Origin of the sequence: Legionella parisiensis (assembly GCF_001467945.1) — a bacterium.
In the GTDB taxonomy this organism is placed as follows: domain Bacteria; phylum Pseudomonadota; class Gammaproteobacteria; order Legionellales; family Legionellaceae; genus Legionella; species Legionella parisiensis.
The window spans coordinates 825,629-839,843 of record NZ_LNYQ01000013.1 but is presented as its reverse complement, the minus strand read 5'-3'; the positions used below and the strand labels follow the sequence as shown (position 1 = coordinate 839,843).

Genomic DNA, 14,215 nt, shown 5'->3' with positions numbered 1-14,215 from the left:
GTGAACTGAATCAATCTAACCCATTTACTATTTGTTATCAAGGGGTACTGAGGTGATGTATAACCTTATAAAATGAATTCAGAAAACTAATGTAAATTTATCTTTGAGTAGAATTTTGATGTATTTGTTTATTTAGGTGATTTGCGTACGTTTTATGCGCTATAGTATAAACAACATTACATAAAAGGGTGTACTATGACGAACGTGATAAATCTTAATAAAAAAAGAAAGGCTAAAAATTGTTTAGAACATGAAAAACAAGCTTCTGAAAATCGCATTAAATTCGGAAGAACAAAAAAAGAAAAGCAAATAGAGAAACAAGAAAATGAACGTCATGAACGACATCTAGATGGTCACAAGTTAGAAAAAAAAGAGGAAAAATAAGCGACCAGTCAGACTTAATAAGTCAACGTTCATTATTGATTCGCTCCAAAATCATAATAGCGATTTCCGCTGAAGCGATTAATTCGGTCAACTCATTGTTCAACTAGAGTCTCATTTTGATTTAGTGACTTGCTTTAATAAAGAAAAAGCAAACTGCTGTATTGCTCCTGTCTGTAAATTAAAAGGTATTTTACATGCAGCCCTTAATATAGATATCGATTACATCGTTTTTTGTGCGAGTAAGAGACAAAAAAGACCTGAAATCTGTAGTCCCAACTCATCCTGCTTATGTAGATGGCCCACTGATTCTTTATATTCAAGTACAGACCATCCGCTGTCTTGATAGAAGCGATAGAGTTCTTCTTTTTGCGGCACATAGGTGAAGAAGTCAGGTAGTGAATAAAGTTCTGATCGAATAGGAACCACTAAAAAATGATACCCTCCCTTCTTAGTCATCCCTTGAAGTGCCCTAAGCAAGTCTGGAATACGTTCTGGATTTAAAAATTGCAATGTAACTGTTGATAACACCATATCATAACGTTCTGATTCGAGATTAATAGGTTGATTTAAATCACATAATTGCGTATAAACCCTAGATAGTCGTTCTTTTTGAGCTATCTCTTGAATTGCACTTAACGCTGCTTGGTTATAATCAATCCCTCTAACAAGATGTCCCATATTCGCTAAATACAACAAATTTCTACCTGAACCACACCCTACATCTAAAATCGAAGAGCGCTGTAGGTGGTTTAAATAAGTTTGATAAATATAAACCAGATCACTATGAACCGAACTTAAGCCGTATTTCTTATTGAAATAACGTTGGGGCACGCAATAAAATTCAAGAGTTGCATTAAATGATTCACTAACAGAAATGATTTTATGCCATGCTGCAGGGTGGATAAGGAGATGGGAGTGATATTGATCGATTCGTGTACGTGATAATTCATGCCCCTGACCATTTAAGAATACAAAATCAATTTCTCCTTCTCTGAGCAAAAGCTTACCCCAAGTACCTTCTTTCGTACTGTGCTTTTCAAGGAAAAATTTCAGTTTCCCATAAGTGCCAATTTCGATTTGTTTATAACATACCAATTCATTATATTCTGACATCGTAATATACCTTTTAATTATGATTATGAGTGATATTCGCTTTAGCGTTAGTAAATTCGGGCTCCAATCTGGTTAGGAGGGTTCGCCCGCATCCTAGTTTGTCAACCAATTGAAGCTTGACGTCCCGATGCTGGCGGACTGGCAATAGAACATCACGTAATCGCGCAGCAGAAGCCAACATCCAATAATCTTTAGCAATATCAAGAGCAGGACAATATTCAATTCGCCCCTCATCCACTTCTTGCAAATAGTCGGTATAGCTGACAACAGCTTCTTTCGCAAGGTATCCTACAAAGCGGTGTGCTGTTTCTGAAGAAAAGACGTACATCAATAAATCCAAAACTACGAAAATAGCCTGAGCTACAAAAATAATGAATCGTTCAAACCAATTAGGTTTGGCACTATACATAAACGTGATTAAATGTATCCGTTCATTTTCCGCTTCGTCCAATAGAGTATTAATCCAACCCTCATCATTTTTGATTTTTCTTAAGCAACCCAGATGCACTAGAGCAGCCTCCACAATACCAGGTACCGCAGCGACCGTTTCAAGTACTATAGCTCTATTTCCATAGCGTTTTTGAAAAAACCTGTCTGCAAAAAAACGAAAAAACTTCACTAGACTAAAGGCAATTTTATCACTTAGGGTTTTCGCAGGCTTATGAAGTGCGGGCATGAATTACTCCTCTGCGAGAGTGATTTAACACAATTATAATATAAGGTGTATTTTTAAATACGACTTAAAGTATTTACCTGTTAGTAACACTGGCTTAGGAAGCAATTTTCATTTTATTCACCCAAAGCCCACAACTGTCTATTACGATCCACAACATAAACCGTACCATCATCCGCAATAGCTGGTGATGAAACGCCACCCGGTACAATGCTGTTTTTATCGACATCATCAAGATTTAAAGAAAAGGAATGAAGTCCCTCCTGAGCGTTTACATAAACACGATTCCCTGAGATGGCAGGCGATCCAAGTGCAGCACCAAGAGAATGCTCACTCATTTCAAATTGACGCAATAATCTCCCACCTGCATCCAAAGCCACCACCCATGTACCGGCAGTAAAATAAATTTGACTAAGAAAAGACGCAGGAGGTGATTGTATGGCTTGTCGCGCTTTATACCATGGTTTTAATAATTCAGAACCTGTTAAGAGATCATAAAAGGCTAAAGTACCATCTTGCTGACCGCAAGCCACCATACTGCTTAAAAATATAGCCGGAGAAGCTCTTAACCTTGGTTTTGCTGAACGTTTATTCCATAAAGGTTGGAATTGCCGATTTTGCCAACGAAATGCGGATAATTGTTTGTAATTATCATCAACTACAATCACTGGTCTTGTAGAAAATCGACCAAAATCTGCGATAGCAATTGATGGTTCTGCCCACCCAAACAGTTGTTGCAGAGTTGGGCCGCCCCCGCTTGGTTCAAACTCCATTCCATTAAGGAAATCCCAAATGCCACCAAAAATGCCTCCTAGAGTTATTCCTCCGCTCGTTTCAATAGGTGGAGGAGGATATTCTGAAACGAAAATATTGTTCACTACCTGGCCTGTTTGATCAATGGCGAATAACTCCATTCTTGAAACAAGCTTAGTAAACAGAACCGGAATATAAATTAGTGGCTCTTGGGTATTCCATATTTTAGGTGATGATAAACTATACCCGTCCGTTATATTTCGATTTCGATTGATTCGAAAATTGAAAATCCAACGTAGCTGCCCATCTGGAGTCAAGCTATGTAATTTACTGTGAGCAACATAAGAATATACAGTACTTCCTCCTCGATGATCCCGCACTTTGGCTCTGAAGGTAGTAATCACATATATATTGCCATTTTTGTCCACTGCAGGACTTCCAGCAATGATACTTCCGCGTTGATCCAGCATTTTTTTCCATCTTATTGAACCAGACGGCGAAATAGCTACGAGTTCCCCCTTTAAATTGCCTATATAAATAGTCCCGTCATTACCAATAACTGGTGAAGCAAAAGCTACAGGACCTACTTCTACCTGCCATTTTGCAGAAGATACAGGCATATTAAAAAGAGGGGCAAACCCCTGGCTGGCCGCATTTGCTTGAAATTGATTCCAGTATGCCATTTTAGTAACTCCTTTCACTAAAAAACCAAAATCATAACTTAACTAATTTCTATCTAATCACGGACTAACTGTTTTCAAAGGAAAGGACAATAACCATCCACTTTGATTTTAATTTATCCTATTAATTCTATATCAGCACAATGCCTACGTCAAAAATGATGAAGGAATAGTTTAAGAATAAAGAAAAGAGAAAGGCGTACCCCGTTCAGATAGCCAGGTACAACTTGAATTATAAAATCCAACGGTACAAATACAACATGAGCTCTGCAATGTGTATAAGGCTCCCTATTAATCATTATCATCTGGTCAATAACTAGCTAAATTTAAATTTTTTTGTCTTTTGGTTTGTCGGTTGCAGTACTAAATTTAGACTAATATTTAATATATGTACTATCAGACTCTGGATCATTTATGTTTACTATAAATGACTTGGAAAAGGATATCTATCTTGAAGCGAAAGGACCACTTGCGCAACGTATTGATTTTGCTTGGGAAATATACTGTGATGAAGCGTCCAATGAGCAAAAAATGAAACATGCACTAAAATTCCTCATTTATGCGTTTGATCTTACAGAAACTGAAAATATAAATGAGCAATTGATATCTTTGATGGAAGAGCGACATCAATACAAAGAGAAAAACCCATATTATATCCCGGGTAAAGCCCCAAAATCACTAAGCCAGCTACTCGAGCCAGCACAAAGAAATCTAGAGGATGCTGAAAAACAAGATGCTGCTATGAGAAAGGCTCTCAGGGAAGCAAGAGCTATGAAAGAGATTCTTAGCGTAAATAAAGAATCACAAGAAGAAGATCGTGAGCAACATATTAGATATCTTTCTCCAGGAGAGCGAGCCAAACATAGTATCTTAATAAGAGATCAACGTTTTCTCCAAAATGGTGAACCCATTAATACAAGCGGAATGATTTCGCATGGTAAACGAGGATATGCTGCATTTACCTTGAATGCAAATGGTGAGCTTTATTTGTTTGCACACAATGAAGGTGTCGATCATATTGCGCACTCATCAATGACCGCAGGTTCCCCTGTTGTTGCTGCTGGAGAAATTAAAATAGAAAATGGCGTATTAAAAGCAATAACGACACACAGCGGCCATTATAGGCCTTCCTTATTTAATGTATATCGAACATTAGAGCATTTTTCACATAATAATGTTGATATCTCGCAGGCAGTTGTAGTTACTTTTACAAACCCATCTCTTAAGAATGTTGAAAGTAAAGCGGTTACAATGTGGGTACCTGGCCCCGCTGTTAGGTTCGAAACTCCAGCTGATAAAGTTTATAAGTCAATAGATAAAATTCTTGATGAAAATATTCAATCAATCAATAAAGATATAACACAGTATAGATCGGGTATGGTTACTTCAATATATAAAATAAAAGATAAAGTATTGGGCTCAACTTTAACTGAGGATAGAACTAAAGTAGCTTCGGATTTTGTAACAAAACTCACTGAATTTAAACAGAAATTACATTCTGATCTCACTTCTGTAGAACTTAACGATACCATTAAATCGTTGAACACATTGATCACAGACCACGAGGAGCGCAATAAAGCTTTAGCTGAAGGAGGACGATTAGATTCTAAGTTTTGTGCGTTTAAAGAGCATTTGTTACAACTTCACTCAGAATACACAGGCATGGCTGAACAAATGAAACTGCGAAGCTAATTTGTCACATTAAACCTTCATCAGATCCACAACTGCTGCCTTATTACTGAATGAGTTTGGTAAAGAATACCTAATACTCTCTTATTTCAACACATTCGCGTTTGTATTATTTTAAAAAAAATAATTCACCATCTGCCCCTATCATCAGCAAATAGGAAAGCTAACTCCTCTTTTAACTCAATGAAATCTATATAGGAGAAAACCTGGTTCAACACAGGTTGTCCGTAGATCCCAGAGAAAATGACTTCCTGGATAAGCGTGCTCAATTCATCCCTTTGATGACTGATTCAATAGCCTATATAATCCTTGTTATCAATTCACATCGATGGTTGGGCAAAAGCTCAATTATGGAGCTAGACTAAGGATACTAATGTTTCAATCAGCTTTAATAATTGCACTCATGGCTTTTAGCATCATCACTCAAGCAGCCCTCCCCGCTGATCCAATCCAGCGCTGTTTAGATGTTAGAAGACTCGCTGACTTTACCACAAGACAGAAAATGGCAGCCAAAGAGCCTGGTGTGTTTCGCTTTAAATTTCATAAAATTTCAGCATCAGAGCTTCCATTAGATAACCCCGTGGGTAATATGGATGAAGTGATTACAGCATTAAATAACCAGATTGAAAACTGTAATAAAAACCATGGTGAATTCCAAACAGTGACTATTGCTGGTCGTAAATTCAAACGTCAAGAATGGTGCCAAAATACCAACACAAAAATGCTCGCTCTTGCAAAAGCCGCCCAAGGCAATTTTCAAAAATACTTATCGAGCATCAAAACTGAATTTGACTGGTATAAAAGCGATGGCTGGCCTGAAAATCATGCTGGATTTAAACGAGGAGAGTTCCAATTTACTGCTTATTACGCGCCAGCCCCAGTTGAGGCTCGCACCAAACGAGGTGGAGCATTTTTATACCCTCTGTATAGTAACCCCGGTGTGGTGAGCGTCGCTTCGGAATCCAAAAAATTTAATTTGAAAGCCCCTCTTTGTGGCGTTGACCCTCTTACCAAAATGGTACGAGGATTTTGTCTGAAAAATGCGAATGGTACATACTCTATGGTGCCAGACCGCCAGGAAATTGAGCATGGAGCCTTACATCCAAAATATATCATTGGCTATGTTAAAGACCCCAATGACCCTGCTTTTTTAATGGTTCAAGGCTCTGGTTCATTAATTCTTGATGGCAAAAAATTTCGCATCAATTATGAGAGTTCCAATGGCAGGCCACGCACAATGCTCGGTCGTATAGTCCAATGCGCACAAGACCCAACTTGTGGCGGTAACCTTGATACAATGGAACGTTGCGCTAAAGATCCTAAATGTCATGATGAAGCAAAGTTACGCTGTAACGTGTCTAAAAAAATTAGACAAAGTGGGGGATCAGAGAAGCTAATTCGCCAATATCTAGATAATCCACTTAATCGCGAAAAAGCCGAAGACTTGCGACACCGCGATCAAAGCTATGTATTCTTTGCTAAAGAAGATGGCGGCCCTTATGGTTCAGAAAATATTACCCTAACACCACATGCATCATGTGCAACAGATCACAAAGTAATTCCTATTGGCATGAATTTTATCTATAAATGCAAAAAATCCACTTCCTGGTGTGTGGCTCAAGACAGAGGCGGCGCCATTATAGGCGCTCACGTTGACGTCTATAAGGGTGAGGGCAACCAAGCGGGTTTGGAAGCAAATGCACTCAATCACGCAGGCTCATTATTTGTGGCCCTACCTAAAACGTGAACAAATATCAGTCAGCTGCATCTAATATAGGGTCACTAAAAAATACTGTGATGCCTATGATGTAGGTTCATGAGATCAACACTCACTTTTTGTAGAAAAATCACATTGGAACATGATGAATCTCTAAATTATTTCCAAATTAGACAAGGAGTTAAACAGACTATGAACAGACTTATCCACAGAAAATGTGAATAACTTAAATAAAATTATGGAATTTAAAAATAAAAAAAACCAGATACACCAAGGATTTTATCTATGCAGCTGTTTATGTAATTACTATTGGATGAAATAAATATCCACAGGATTTGGATTTTTAAAAGAACTTAGAGTACCTATCTTATAGAAATAAGATGTAAAAAAACAGTCTTGACTTAATCTATTTTTATATTTTATTTTGATTTTATAAATCGATGAACTTTGTGTCTCAATTTTTATTACTTTCAATGCATCACAATCCATTGATGTTAATAATATTTTACATCTAGAGCATAAAGCCTTAAGCCAAGATACCGGGGATTCCAGCTCCGCCGAATCCCCTTATTTTTCTCATTTGAGGGCACAAGGTCCTTGCCCATTAGCAGACCAGGCCGCTGACACAGTCTTAAGCTGGTTGCATGAGGCGTCTTTACACAATAGACTTGCAGGTTTGACTAAACATGCTCCTAAGGTGTCGTTAAAATTAAACCCGATGGTTTTTAGAGTTTGGGGGTTCGGTATTTTTCCTTTGTAATTTTGCTTACCAGGATTAGAGATTGTTGCTGCATTGTGCCACCCAGAACTATCTTCATAATTAATAGAGATATTTGTAAGTGGTAGTTTCAGATTTCCAACATCAAATGATAATTCATGTGTTCCTTGTGAATCTCCTCCTGCTTTTGGAAGTTGATCAGGGTCAAGTTGAAACGAATCAATGCCCGGAAATCTCGATGGATCACAAGTAATTTTCTGTAAGTTGACCCCTTCTCCAAGCATAAGCGGTGTTTTTTCATTGTATTCTGTAATTAAATTGTTTAATCCACCATTAGGTGTGGGATTTTGTAAACTGTTATCTTCATAAAGACCGAATTGGTCCTCCCCTTTTCTTTGAACAAGGCGAAAAACCATACCGCCACTGGTGATATTTGCGCCTTCTTGAAACATCCAATCGACTTGCGCGAACAATCTGGGTGTATCTGGACGTCCAAATTCTGTTAGGATTACAGGAACATTAATGCCGTTAAAGCCATTCATCATTTTATCGCCATCCCCATCTCCACCATCGGGTATGGAAAGCACAGGTCGGTATTTCCCATAGGAATTGAGTAGTCGAGGATAATTTCCTGGATTTGTTCCTTCTCCCCATCTATAGACGTTATAACCGATGTAATCAGCTGATGTGTCTTCTTTTTCGTTTTGTAAATGGCAAGCATAATAATAAGCCAATGGAATGGTTACATCAGGAACATCGCGTAGAGCAACGCCTACTGGTTTATTGTAATTTTTTTTCTTAATGTAGGCTTTCATATCGCGAATCAACGCCTTAATTGTGGCTGAAGGCCTTAAATAGTTATCATCTATTTTATGCGGCATCATCCATACTTCATTACCGACAGAAAATCCAAACACATTACTGTACTTACTGAATGCATCTATTTTTTTAGTAAAACAATCATAAAGTGTTTGTGGGTAATTCCCTGTGCTTCGATCAACGGTACATTGAGTACCATTTTTGTAATCCGCAAGCTCGACAAGTACTTGAATATTATTGTCTTGCAATGCTTTCATAACTTGATCATGAGAAGCACAACTACCACCAGGACATACCTGATAAACACGAATAATATTAACCCCTATGGTTTTTAAAGCTGGGATAAGGGTTTGGGTAATGGTATCGATTTTATCATCACTGAGTGGATCGACATTTTCTTCAGGTTGATAACAAACTCCTTTGGCCATGAACCGTTCGCTACCTTGATCGCAAGAGGTTAATCCAATCTGATTTCCACACATTGTAACTTGGGAAAAAGTAGGATTAGAAAGAAGAAAACTGGCTAGAAACAAACTGTTTGATAATTTCATGCTGAACTCCAAATACGAAGACTTACATAAAAACCAGAAATTATTTACTCGAACATTTAATTTAAGTATAGGTAAATTTTTGAACTTAAGGTGTAATTCGATAATTCTCCTTTATTTTTATAGAAAAGGAACATTGGAAAATGATGGATCACTTGTTTAATCTCTAATTCCACAAGAAGCTAGACAGACTATAAACAGACTTACCCACAGAAAATGTGGATAACTCCAACAGAACAACTAGGACTTAAAAACGAAATAAAGCAGGCACAGCAAGAACTTATATAAGTTTTAGGGTGTTAATTCAAGATTGGGTTGAAACTAATATCCACAAAACCGGGATAATTAAAAAGTAATAAGACGTAGCTATGTTATACAAATAAAAAATAAAAAAACAGTCTTGACTCGAACTATTTTTTCCCTCGTCTAATAGTTGGAGATTATTTCCACTTAATGTACTGACTTTGCTGCTTGTCCCTCATGGTCAGTATCGATTTTAACATTTTCCCTATTGTTGTTTACCACTAAAGACATTGGTGTTATTCCTGGATGCCCTTCTGAAATACTGGATATACTGGCACGAGTAACTATGATTTACTCACATCCACTGGAAGTCTGCAGGTGATCCACTGTGCATTGTTGGGTACTGTATGGCATTTTGTGTGGATAGCTATGAATCAATATCATCAAGCTTTGATTTCTTATCTTAACTCTAGGTGAGATGTGGGATAAAATGTCCCTAGATTTATGTATAAATAAACGGAACCATACTTGTTAAAAGACAATATCATATTTACAACATGTACCCATTTAGACAGATCAATTGTCATCACCGGGATTCATGATGATTAAACTTGAACAAGAAATGCTGGAACAGTTAGCTAAAGCATTCACAGACGAATTATCTAGAACAGCCCGTATCGATTTAATGTTTTCCGCACTTTTTGAACTGGATAAAATTCAAAAAGGTCAAACAACTGAACTATCTAAGGCTCAGCTTGTAGAAGTAAATAGTGACGTTGTGACGCAAATAGTGCTGAAGCAAATTGCAGCTGTGGCGGAATCACATCTTGCGGATATAAAGACGCTGAGAAGCATACTTACACAAATAATAAGAGTGCCTGGAGCTTTTGGCTTAAGCGGAAAAATGCGTTCTTTATTTCTTCCCTATACTAAAACGTTCATTGATTCTGAAGGAGAAGTCATAGATCATGAAACCGATCTCGCCCTTTTATACCTGCGCGACTGGATGACAAGAAAAGTGCTTTCCATCCAAGATTTAGGTACAAATGCAGAAGATGCACAAACATTTGTTGATGCGCTAAGAATAGGAAATTATGCAATTACCTCAAAATTTTCCCGTTGGGTAACAAAAAAATATAGTGATGTGACATTAAACCCCGAACAACTCTGCATTGGTGCAGAAGATATTTTTCCACTTGTTGCCTATGAGTTGGCACAAACTGATATTCGTGCTGCAGATATGGCTGCTATTATGTACATGTATGATCATACTATAGAAGATAATCAATATACCGCCTCCCTTATCTTTTCGGGGATACAGACTTCGCTCAATCGACAATCAGCACTTCAAAGAGCACATCCGGAAGACAGTCCATCACAAATTTTGGCAAGAATGCGGGCGGAGCATAACGCGTTCTTAAAAAAGAACAACCCTCTCCGAAGTTTGATTAATGAAGGAATACTCTATGATCCTGAAATGGATTTGGTTGATCTAAGAGAGCATTATAAAGAAAATCAAATCACAGCTTTTGCAAAAAGAAACAGGGATTCGATTACAACTCATTTAATCTTATTGAATATCAAAAGAGCTTGCCCTGAAGATGTTAATACCTTATTAACCATCAAGAAACATATCATTCAATACATTAATTACACAGAAGCCAATCCGCCTGAAAAGCCACTGCAAACCTACACAAACCGCTTAAAAGCAGCAGAGGAAATGCTGGTGATGCTTCAAAAAGGTGGCACAATAAAAAATGACATCATTCCAGCAATAAAAACTCAAGCAAGTATCATTGCAAATAATAAGCCAGGTTTAAGGGAGTTGGGGTTTTTAGGTTGGTTGCATAGTTTGACAGATAATCATAAGCCCCAAGCGTGCATAGAAACCTCCGCGACCCTAAAAGCCATTGATTTAATTGTAGTGTCTCAAGAGACTGAATTATCTCCAAAAAAACATGAGAAGCTAATAAGCCACAAGGCGGCTGATGGTGAATTAACTAATACTCATACAATACAATATCGCTGATCTATGAAAGAGTTTAATAGTCTTCCAATCAATCCTTGTTGCACGCATACAGGCTAGATCTCTCAATCCACAAATAAAGCTGTCATCCCCGCGCAGGCTGGGATCCATTTATATATTGTCAATGTCCCCAATCATGGATGAATTCCTGTCCGCGCAGGAATGACAACATCCTCTTTTTGCTAAGCTACAGCTAGTACCAAGCCGCTCACGTTTATTCCTAAATACACTACTTCATAAAATCAACTGGTTGTGGAAAGCTCAGGTAATTCTTAGTCAATTGCTTTTCCTTTTGTTGGTTTGGATTAGCATTTTGACACCACTCGTTTGACTTAGGATGTTTCTCGCCATTTCTCATGGTTACAATGCAAGATTGCTTATCTACAATTTCCGCCTTATTCGTCGGACATTGTGAAGGATCCATACCGTCCGGACAAGGCGCAAACTGAGTACTGACGACAACAGTATAAACATTATCATTTAAATCAGTAAAGCGTACCTTGATAGGATATGAAGCGACCGTACCAACCCTGAATCCAGCGATTTGACTATTATCAGGCATAATAACGTTTTGTTTGACTTGCTGACAATTCATATCATTAGCGTCTTCATTGAATGCACATACCCCATATTTTTTAAGCAAGGGTTTATTTACCTGCTCAACCATAGATTGAGGTACACCAATCGCCACAGAAAAACCATCTGCATAGTTAAACGGTTGTTGATTTTCAAGACCATTCGTCCCTCCAACAGTAAAAATCAATCCATCACCTAGCTCGCTCATGAAGCCAACCGCATCATCAACAGAGAATCCATAAGCATCCATAGAAAGATAGTCTTTATCATGAATCAGTTGGACATAAGGGTTGAATAGCAATTCAGCAGGAGTATTGGTTCCTGTGTAATTATACTGTAAATCATGAATATACATGGATTGTATCTTGGCATGATCCCACCCTGAAATTTTAGTTTCAGCCAATGGGTTAGCTCCAGCACCACACCCTTCGTTGAAAGGTACCCAGCCATAAATGTGCTTAATCACTTCCCAGTAGCTAAATGGAACAGGATCCAAGCCTGGCGTTAAGTTGCATTTTTTATCAGCGTACATTCGCAAGTATTGCTGATGATTTTGTTTGAAAAACTGCTGTAACGCGCCAAGTTTTTCTTTTAAATCTTGTGGACAATTTATCTTTTGAGTGACGTATTTACTTACATCTTCATCCCAGTTGACACAAGAACCCCATAGATTTTGCATACGTTGAACCGACTCGCCATAGTGAAGTGATTTTTTTTGCTCCTCACTACATTTTCCTTGAATACAGGACAACACAGTCAATACAGGCGGAAAACCATCTTTGGGCTTGACTGGCACGTCATCCTCAGGAGGCAAAGTACCAGAACGCTGCGCAAAAACATTGTATCCGCCCGGCAATTTCAACTCGTTCAAATTATAAACTGGCCAGTCTTGTCCTATAGTAGTTTTTAGAAATGAATCAAGATGGTTTCTAAAGGCAGTCAAAGACTGTGCTGATCCGCTGTATCCAATATAGGGATTATTTTTGGGGCCTATTGCAACCGGCATGTAAACATGGTCAACATAGGAAATGTTATAACCTACATTCTCTGCTTTTAATATCCGCACTGATTGCTTGGGCGGTATAATTGAGTCGCCAAAAGTATACTCTGATAACTGTGCATATATATTTTCTGGAAATTGGACATCACTGGAATAAGTACTCAATTTACATTCAGTGTTTTGCCCCTGACACGTAACACCAGCAGGAGAAGTCGTTAATGCCGCATCATTTATATGACGCAGCCTGTCGTTTTTATCGGCCAACACCACACGTCCACCATTCCACCAGGTAATGTAACGATCCTTTGCCAACTCACTATATAAAGGTAAAGTAATCGTTACCGATGTACCGGGGGCTATACCTGTACCCTCATTAACGTATAATTTGTACACATATTTAGTTGGGTAAGGTTCCGTAGTACGGAAACATCCCTGAATCCACTCATTTACCTCATTTTTACTTGTTGCCAAAACCGGGTAAATCGTCGTATTTTCAGAATTGTTAAAAATGGTTATCGTCTTTGGTTTGACCGTCGTTGAATTTCCGTTGTAGTCTTTGCACACAATGTTCTCAGCAAGAGAAACTTCTGCCCCCAATGACAAAACAGCAGCGCCTAAAGTAACAATCAGTGTTTTCAACATAGATGCTATGCCTTTAATTATTTTGATAAAATATACCACACGATGCATTTTTATAGAGTCAGAAATGTGAAATTAACAGTTCTTTAACAATTACAGGGAGCGTATAAAATAACTCTCTTATTGATACTGCATTTTTCGTCCATATCCAAACTTCAAAGCAGTAAACTGAGAAAATACGAGTTTTTATCCATACTTGTACTTCTTTTGTCGTTCAACTATTATTTATGATGCTGTTTCCTTGGCTTTTTAATGAGCTGTTTTTAATTATATGGAGATTGAAATGGATAAAAAACGAAGCTTAATTATTGCCGCTACAGCTGCCGCATTGTTTACTTCTGGCGTTTATGCCGCCGCCCCCGACAGTAATGGGTCCAACTCTAACTCGTCCACAAATCTAGCAAAGAACAATTGCAATGGTAAAAACAATTGCGGCGGCAAAAACGGCTGTAAAGGCAAAGACGGTTGCAAAGGTAAAAATTGCTGTAAAGGCAAGAATCATTGCAAAGGTAAAGACGGCTGCAAAGGTTCAAATAAATGTAAAGGAAAAAATAGCTGTAAGTCATAATGTGTAATCGTGAATTGATGTCTTGCTTGTGACATCAATTCATCTACAATAAATTCTCCCGTCTAGGAA

General features: G+C 38.0%; 10 protein-coding genes and 1 pseudogene. 6 read left to right on the top strand and 5 right to left on the bottom strand.

Going from position 1 to position 14,215, the window contains the following annotated elements; all coding sequences use genetic code 11:
* The first annotated feature begins 195 nt into the window (after positions 1–195).
* Positions 196–384, top strand: coding sequence for a DUF4169 family protein (locus tag Lpar_RS09795; RefSeq protein ID WP_058517775.1), 189 nt, complete (start codon positions 196–198; stop codon positions 382–384).
* A gap of 50 nt (positions 385–434) precedes the next feature.
* Positions 435–586 (top strand): annotated as a pseudogene (locus tag Lpar_RS19355) (BadM/Rrf2 family transcriptional regulator); the annotation flags it as partial.
* 17 nt (positions 587–603) lie between these two features.
* Here the strand turns inward: Lpar_RS19355 and tehB are convergent.
* The 3 genes from tehB to Lpar_RS09780 all read right to left on the bottom strand — a co-directional run bounded on the left by tehB (position 604) and on the right by Lpar_RS09780 (position 3,606).
* Positions 604–1,497, bottom strand: coding sequence for an SAM-dependent methyltransferase TehB (tehB, locus tag Lpar_RS09790; protein ID WP_058517774.1), 894 nt, complete (start codon positions 1,495–1,497; stop codon positions 604–606).
* Positions 1,498–1,510: 13 nt separating this feature from the next.
* Positions 1,511–2,173 (bottom strand): alternative oxidase, encoded by a 663-nt coding sequence (locus tag Lpar_RS09785; RefSeq protein WP_058517773.1) that lies wholly within the window; start codon positions 2,171–2,173, stop codon positions 1,511–1,513.
* 113 nt (positions 2,174–2,286) lie between these two features.
* Positions 2,287–3,606, bottom strand: a complete 1,320-nt coding sequence (locus Lpar_RS09780) for an outer membrane protein assembly factor BamB family protein (RefSeq protein WP_058517772.1) — start codon at positions 3,604–3,606, stop codon at positions 2,287–2,289.
* 411 nt (positions 3,607–4,017) lie between these two features.
* On the opposite strand from Lpar_RS09780, the gene Lpar_RS09775 reads away from it, so the two are divergent.
* Together Lpar_RS09775 and Lpar_RS09770 are read left to right on the top strand one after the other, a co-directional pair.
* On the top strand, positions 4,018–5,295 hold the full coding sequence (locus Lpar_RS09775) for a hypothetical protein (RefSeq protein ID WP_058517771.1): 1,278 nt from the start codon (positions 4,018–4,020) through the stop codon (positions 5,293–5,295).
* A 370-nt stretch (positions 5,296–5,665) separates the two neighbouring features.
* Complete coding sequence (locus Lpar_RS09770; protein WP_058517770.1) at positions 5,666–7,039, top strand: MltA domain-containing protein; 1,374 nt, start codon at positions 5,666–5,668, stop codon at positions 7,037–7,039.
* 546 nt (positions 7,040–7,585) lie between these two features.
* Here Lpar_RS09770 and Lpar_RS09765 read toward each other — a convergent pair.
* Positions 7,586–9,097, bottom strand: a complete 1,512-nt coding sequence (locus tag Lpar_RS09765) for a glycoside hydrolase family protein (RefSeq protein WP_058517769.1) — start codon at positions 9,095–9,097, stop codon at positions 7,586–7,588.
* 838 nt (positions 9,098–9,935) lie between these two features.
* Between Lpar_RS09765 and Lpar_RS09760 the strand changes: the two genes are divergently transcribed.
* A complete protein-coding gene (locus Lpar_RS09760) occupies positions 9,936–11,366 on the top strand; it encodes a hypothetical protein (RefSeq protein WP_133133978.1) in 1,431 nt (476 codons plus the stop codon).
* Between the two features lie 226 nt (positions 11,367–11,592).
* Here Lpar_RS09760 and Lpar_RS09755 read toward each other — a convergent pair whose 3' ends face one another.
* A complete protein-coding gene (locus Lpar_RS09755) occupies positions 11,593–13,581 on the bottom strand; it encodes a hypothetical protein (RefSeq protein WP_058517767.1) in 1,989 nt (662 codons plus the stop codon).
* Between the two features lie 280 nt (positions 13,582–13,861).
* Here Lpar_RS09755 and Lpar_RS18500 point away from each other — a divergent pair, with 280 nt between their 5' ends.
* The gene (locus tag Lpar_RS18500) at positions 13,862–14,146 is read left to right on the top strand and encodes a hypothetical protein (protein ID WP_082650360.1); all 285 of its coding nucleotides are present in this window, start codon (positions 13,862–13,864) and stop codon (positions 14,144–14,146) included.
* Positions 14,147–14,215 lie beyond the last annotated feature (69 nt).

What these genes read in the sequence shown, in the direction of transcription:
- Lpar_RS09795 (WP_058517775.1), top strand. Translation starts at nt 196, where the DNA reads ATGACGAACGTGATAAATCTTAATAAAAAAAGAAAGGCTAAAAATTGT.
- tehB (WP_058517774.1), bottom strand. Translation starts at nt 1,497, where the DNA reads ATGTCAGAATATAATGAATTGGTATGTTATAAACAAATCGAAATTGGC.
- Lpar_RS09785 (WP_058517773.1), bottom strand. Translation starts at nt 2,173, where the DNA reads ATGCCCGCACTTCATAAGCCTGCGAAAACCCTAAGTGATAAAATTGCC.
- Lpar_RS09780 (WP_058517772.1), bottom strand. Translation starts at nt 3,606, where the DNA reads ATGGCATACTGGAATCAATTTCAAGCAAATGCGGCCAGCCAGGGGTTT.
- Lpar_RS09775 (WP_058517771.1), top strand. Translation starts at nt 4,018, where the DNA reads ATGTTTACTATAAATGACTTGGAAAAGGATATCTATCTTGAAGCGAAA.
- Lpar_RS09770 (WP_058517770.1), top strand. Translation starts at nt 5,666, where the DNA reads ATGTTTCAATCAGCTTTAATAATTGCACTCATGGCTTTTAGCATCATC.
- Lpar_RS09765 (WP_058517769.1), bottom strand. Translation starts at nt 9,097, where the DNA reads ATGAAATTATCAAACAGTTTGTTTCTAGCCAGTTTTCTTCTTTCTAAT.
- Lpar_RS09760 (WP_133133978.1), top strand. Translation starts at nt 9,936, where the DNA reads ATGATGATTAAACTTGAACAAGAAATGCTGGAACAGTTAGCTAAAGCA.
- Lpar_RS09755 (WP_058517767.1), bottom strand. Translation starts at nt 13,581, where the DNA reads ATGTTGAAAACACTGATTGTTACTTTAGGCGCTGCTGTTTTGTCATTG.
- Lpar_RS18500 (WP_082650360.1), top strand. Translation starts at nt 13,862, where the DNA reads ATGGATAAAAAACGAAGCTTAATTATTGCCGCTACAGCTGCCGCATTG.